Source organism: Cyanobium gracile UHCC 0281 (assembly GCF_034931305.1).
Lineage (GTDB): Bacteria > Cyanobacteriota > Cyanobacteriia > PCC-6307 > Cyanobiaceae > Cyanobium > Cyanobium gracile_A.
The window spans coordinates 1-5,629 of record NZ_JAYGHY010000097.1 but is presented as its reverse complement, the minus strand read 5'-3'; the positions used below and the strand labels follow the sequence as shown (position 1 = coordinate 5,629).

Genomic DNA, 5,629 nt, shown 5'->3' with positions numbered 1-5,629 from the left:
GACCAGGGCCGGGGCCGTCAGATCGCCGCGGCCGAGGTCCTCATCCAGCCAGCCGCGCAGCTGGGCCTCCAGCGCCGGGGTGAAGGACAGCAACGGGGCAGCGGCCCCACCAGGTGAGATCACGGGGCGCCTCAGCTGCCGGCGGCGCCGACCGGGGGGGCGGGCACCGCGGGCGGGGCGAAGGGCGGACAGACCCGCTTCTCGGCATCACAGGCATAGATCGTGGGCTTCTGCCAGGCCAGGGGGATCTCCAGCAGGTCGCGGCTGCCGGTGATGCCCTGGGCGACGAACAGCACCGCCGCCAGAACGGAAGCCGTGAGGTGCAGGCGGCGCCAGCGCAGGTCCTTGAGGATCTCCGGGCGGGCGGCCAGGGAGAAGATCATCAGCCCCACCACGGCCACCCCGGCCCAGTAATGCGACTGCCAGAATGCGGGGCTGAGCGGGTTGTCGCTGAGGCGCCACACCTCGGGCTGAGCCCCCAGGCCGAGCACCCCGGCCCAGGTGAGCAGGGCGAAGACGAGCCGGTAGACCTTGGCCTTCACCCGCCAGAGGGCCAGCAGGGACACCACCGTGCCCACCAGCACCAGCAGCAGTTGTAGGGCGCGGCCGGGGCCGCCCGTGAAGCCCTCCGGCGGCTGCTTGGTGACGATCACCACTGTCAGGGCCACGAGCACCAGCAGCACCACCCCCGCCGAGAGCCACTGGCCCAGGTCGGCGTGGTCGCGGCCGGTGGTGGGGGGCAGCTTGGCCTTGTCGACACGGCGCGCTCGGGCCTGGACGCCGAGCCGCACCACCATGCCGATCAGGGGGTAGATCAGCACCACGGCCAGGGCCGGGTGCAGGATCCAGAGCCAGTCGATCGTTTGCATCCGCCCGCTGGAGTGGGTTTGTCAAAGCATTGACGCCGGAGGTTAAGCGGTCAACAGGGGTGAGCGTTTCGTGATGCCGGCGCCTCCGCCTACTTGCCGATGCAGAAGCGGGAAAAGATCCGCTCCAGCACCGCCTCACTCACCTCCTCGCCGGTGATCGCCCCCAGGCCGGCGATGGCGCCGCGCAGGTCGATGGTCCAGAAATCCCAGGGCAGGCCCTGGTCGGCCGCCTCCAGGCAGCGCTCCAGGCTGGTGGCGGCCGCCGCCGCCAGCTCCCGCTGACGCCCGTTGAGGGCCACCTGCAACCCCTGGAGCTCGCTTGCACCGCACTGGCCCAGCAACGCCGCCACCAGGTCATTGCGGCCCGCGCCGGTGAGGGCGCTGATGCGGACCAGGGGCGCCTCCGGCGGGGCCGATGGAACGCCAGCCGCAGCGGCCCCCTCCGGCAGGGCATCGCACTTATTGCCCACCAGCAGCAGGGGCACCCCCTCGGGCACCAGGGCCCGCAGCTCCTGGTCGGCGGCGGTCCAGCCGGCGAGCAGATCGAAGAGCAGCAGCACCGCATCGGCACCGGCCAGCGCCTGGCGGCTGCGTTCGATGCCCAGCTGCTCCACCCGATCGTCCGTGGGGCGGATGCCGGCGGTGTCGAGCAGGGTGAGCGGCACGCCGTCGAGCACGAGGTCGCTTTCGAGCAGGTCGCGGGTGGTGCCGGGCAGGTCGGTGACGATGGCCCGCTCGCGGCGGCTGAGCAGGTTGAGCAGGCTCGACTTGCCCACGTTGGGCCGACCGACGATGGCCACCCGCAGCCCCTCGCGCAGCAGCTCCCCCTGGCGGGATTCGGCCACCAGCCGCTCCAGCTCGCCCCGCACCACCTCCAGCTCGGTCCGCACCGCCGCCCCGTCGAGGCGGGGCAGGTCCTCCTCAAAGTCGACCCGGGCCTCCAGTTCGGCCAGCTGATCGAGCAGGCGCTCCCGCAGGCCGGCGATGCGCCGCTGCAGGCCGCCATCGATCCCGGCCATGGCCAGCTCCGCCGCCCGACGGCTGCGGGCGGCGATCATCTCGGCGATGGCCTCGGCGCGGGTGAGGTCGAGGCGGCCGTTGAGGAAGGCCCGCTGGCTGAACTCCCCGGGCCCGGCCAGGCGGGCACCGGCGGCCAGCACCAGCTCCAGCACCCCCCGCACGGCGACCAGGCCGCCGTGGCAGTGAAGCTCCACCACGTCCTCGCGGGTGAAGCTGCGGGGTGCCCGCATCAGCAGCAGCAGGGCCTCATCCACCCGCCGGCCGTCGGCCGGATCCACCACATGGCCGTAGAGAACGCGGTGGCTCTCCCAGGGCTGGGCGCCGGGGGCCAGAAACAGACGCCGGCCGATCGTTTCCGCCGCCGGACCCGAGAGGCGCACGATCGCCACACTGCCGGCCCCGGCGGCGACCGCGGTGGCGATGGCGGCGATGGTGTCGCCCGGGAGCTGGGGGGAAGGCTGGATCAAGCAGGGGATGGACGGGTGCCGGGCAGGAAGCGTTGGAGGACGCCGAGCAGGATCAGCCCGAGGCTGGCGAGGACACCAGGCGTGAGTGGTTCGTGCAGGAAGGCCGCCGCGGTGATCACCGTGACCACCACACTGGCGCTGCCGCCAAAGGCCACCTGGGTGACCGTGAAGCGGGCCGTGCTCAGCTGGCGCAGGATCTCCGTTCCCAGACTGAGGGTCAGGCCATAGATGACGATCACCCCGATCACCCACCAGAGCTGGAGATAGAAGAAGTGCTGGGGGCCATACACCAGCAGCGCGATCAGCCCGAACACCAGGGCGCCCGCCAGGTTGGTGACACCGCCGGTGAGGCCGCGCGACAGGTGCTGAACCGCCAGGCGGCGGCGCAGGCAATTGCGGGTGGCCGTGGCGATCACCGCCACCAGCGCCCACAGCACTCCCGGCAGCTGATCCATGCCCATGCCAAGTCCAGAGCCAAAGAGCCTGCCGACGATCAACCCCGCCAGGATCAGGGCCAGCGCCATCATGGCGGCGGGGCGCTGGGCGAAAACTGCGGGAAGGGCGCACCTCCCAGCTTGATGACCCTGCCGGTGATCCCATCGACCTGCAGAAAGCCATCCGCCCAGCCGGAGAGCGTCTTGAACGTGGCAGGGCCTGTGGCGAAATACTGACGAATCGCCACCCGGGGCACATAGCGCCCCGTGGCCCGATAGCGCTCCAACACGCGCATGAGACTGAGCGACTCCGGCACGCTCACATTGAGGAGAAAGACTCGGTAACCCATGGCCCTGAGCTCAGGAATCAGCTGGCGGTAGCGGCCGGCCCGGCTCATGGTGCCATCGTAGAGAAGGTCGTAGCGGCAGGGCTTACCGATGCCCGCCAGCAGACGGTCGACGAGCACACCACTCTCGACCTGGGTGACATCGGCATTCCAGCCGCGGTACTCCGGCAACTGGGCGCGTAAGTCATCGGCATCAATGCGCAGCGTGGCCGGCGCCAGAGCCACGGGGGCGTTGGCGCGGAGCCAGCTGGATTTTCCCGACCCCGGGGCCCCGCCGGTGAGGATCGCGATGGGTGGCCTGTGCAACACACAGACCCGACCGTTTACGGCGGCTTTAATGATGCGGGCATGCAGGGATTCACGGTCGGCCTGACCACGGTGATCGCCGGAATCGCGGCTGGTCGTCTGGGGGAAACGGCTCAGGCACCGTTCCAGAAAGTCGATCGCAGCAGGGGATATCTGCGGCAGACCGGAGGCGTCCACAATCTGGCAACTCGACGGTGGAGCCTCGAGCAGAGGGGCAGCCTCCGCCGGCGCAGCCACGAGCACCATCCCCACCAGGCAAGCGAGCGGCAGCTGGAGCAAAGCTTGCTGCAAAACCCTTGGGTGGCTACGCGGACGCTAGGCGCAATGGACGTGGGGTGACCATGTTCAGGCGGGCCGCTGACCAGGAAGGGATTCTTTCCCCTAACGTTTTGCCGGCACTCGCCATGGTCCAACGCGGCTGGCCGGACGCCTTACCCTCCCGAGCCTGGATCTTCTCCTCTGGCCCTGCGAACCCTCCGACGTCGCCTCCGCCAGGCGATCGAATGGCTCTGGCGCCAGGAGGGCAGCCCTGGCCAGCGGGCCCGGGGACTGGCGGCCGGGGTGTTCATGGGCTGCTTCCCGATCTTCGGGTTCCAGACGCTGCTGGGGGTGGCGCTGGCCAGCCTGGTGCGGGGCAACCACCTGCTGGCAGCGGCCGGCACCTGGATCAGCAATCCCATCACCTACGTACCGCTCTACTGGTTCAACTACCAGCTGGGCTGCCTGCTGCTGGGCCCCGGCAAGGGTTGGCCGGGAGGGATGACGCTGGGCCAGGACAGCCTGCGCCAGGTGGGCTGGGACGTCACCGCCCGCCTGCTGCTGGGCTCAACCGTGGTGGGCGTGGTGCTGGCTCCCCTCAGCGGCCTGCTGTGCCTGCGGTGCCTGCAGCGCAAGTCCTATCCAGACTCTGGTGAATGGCGCCCATAACCACTGCGCCCCAGTCCGGAAAGCTGGAGGTGAGCTGGCCCGATGGGTGCGACCCAGAGTTGTGCCGGGTCATCCTCGACTCTGGTCACCAACGGCCATCAAGCCAGAGCAGCCTTGACGCCACTCCAGCAAATTTTGGGGTGCCCTTTTAACCAATGGGATAGGGGATCAATCTGGACTTATCGCATCTGCCCAGGAGCTGCAACCCTTCCTGCCAATGCAATTGTGTGGCCCCATCCAAGCAGTAAGAACGAGCCCCAGACCCCATTGGAATGGAATTTTGGCAAATAATGTAGGATGCCGTCGGCCGCAGCGAGCCCAACCGTCATAGAGCTTCATGCATAAGGCGACGCATTCAGCCGCCCAAGTCGCCTCCATCGTTCACCGGCAAGCATCGACTTCTGCTAGCAGTTTGTCGCGAACTCAAAGGCGCATCTGATCGGATGGGTCAATGATCCCATTAGGGATGGCTGGGCCCCTGTTCACATCAACGCAACCAAAAAGTCATTGTCCCAATGCTCTGGGGCATCTGACTTCGCTGCCCTTCTGGATGCTTCGGCTGCCAAGAATGCAACCCAATAGCAGGGTTGACTGACTCCGATTGTTCCCTCGCAAAATGGTCTTGACTGTCGCATCAATTCCGACGAGCTCCCTGGTCGGTGCTTTTCTCTTTCCCAAATGGTTCAGTCGAGGCAGTCACGCATCCGATCCGTTGGTTCCGAACCTGATCAACACCCCATCTCCTGGGACCGGCGGCCCGCTCCCCTCCGCAACGTGGGAGTTCTCAGCGACGCAGGCCATCACATACCCAGGCGGATCGACGAGCAGAGAGACCAACGACGTCATCGAGCCGGCTCAGGATGGTCGTGGACCCCTGTTCCAATCCAGCGCTCGCATCGAATCCTCCCCGAGCGTCGCCCTGAGCAGCCATCAGGTCCTGAGCGATTCCTTCGCCAAGCTGACCACCACAGCCACCGCCTCAGGCAGTGGCTGCTGCCTCTGCAAGGACTGCAGCCAGCTCGCCATCGACACCGACCCGGCCGTCTCGGGCGCCACCGCTCAGGCCCCCATCGTCCTCAGCGGACAGGTCACCCTGGCTAGCTCAGTGGATCTGAGCAAAACTTTCGAGCTCCACAGCAACCCAACCGCCACGAAGACGATCTTTCTCGACTTCGACGGGTACGCCATCGACGGCACGCCGTGGGAAAACTACGGCAACCTGAGCCTCAAGAGTTTCTACACCACCCTTGATTCGACCG

The 5,629-nt window shown here is 67.7% G+C and carries 6 protein-coding genes and 1 pseudogene; 2 read left to right on the top strand and 5 right to left on the bottom strand.

Annotated elements, in window-relative coordinates; translation table 11 throughout:
* The 5 genes and pseudogenes from VB739_RS16050 to VB739_RS16030 form a co-directional block, all read right to left on the bottom strand.
* Positions 1-120, bottom strand: a pseudogene (locus VB739_RS16050) (nicotinate-nucleotide diphosphorylase (carboxylating)); the annotation flags it as partial.
* Between the two features lie 11 nt (positions 121-131).
* On the bottom strand, positions 132-869 hold the full coding sequence (locus tag VB739_RS16045) for a DUF4079 domain-containing protein (protein WP_323358016.1): 738 nt from the start codon (positions 867-869) through the stop codon (positions 132-134).
* Positions 870-958: 89 nt separating this feature from the next.
* Positions 959-2,353: a tRNA uridine-5-carboxymethylaminomethyl(34) synthesis GTPase MnmE gene (mnmE, locus tag VB739_RS16040; protein WP_323358018.1), complete on the bottom strand. Its 1,395-nt coding sequence runs from the start codon at positions 2,351-2,353 to the stop codon at positions 959-961.
* Positions 2,353-2,880, bottom strand: a complete 528-nt coding sequence (locus VB739_RS16035) for a hypothetical protein (protein ID WP_323358015.1) — start codon at positions 2,878-2,880, stop codon at positions 2,353-2,355. The genes mnmE and VB739_RS16035 overlap by 1 nt, the downstream gene beginning before the upstream one ends.
* The gene (locus VB739_RS16030) at positions 2,880-3,620 is read right to left on the bottom strand and encodes a zeta toxin family protein (protein ID WP_323358014.1); all 741 of its coding nucleotides are present in this window, start codon (positions 3,618-3,620) and stop codon (positions 2,880-2,882) included. Before VB739_RS16030 ends, VB739_RS16035 begins: the two co-directional genes overlap by 1 nt.
* Positions 3,621-3,902: 282 nt before the next feature.
* On the opposite strand from VB739_RS16030, the gene VB739_RS16025 reads away from it, so the two are divergent.
* Complete coding sequence (locus tag VB739_RS16025) at positions 3,903-4,370, top strand: DUF2062 domain-containing protein (protein ID WP_323358017.1); 468 nt, start codon at positions 3,903-3,905, stop codon at positions 4,368-4,370.
* A gap of 712 nt (positions 4,371-5,082) precedes the next feature.
* The coding region (locus tag VB739_RS16020; RefSeq protein WP_323358013.1) for a hypothetical protein at positions 5,083-5,629 on the top strand (547 nt) is incomplete at its 3' end.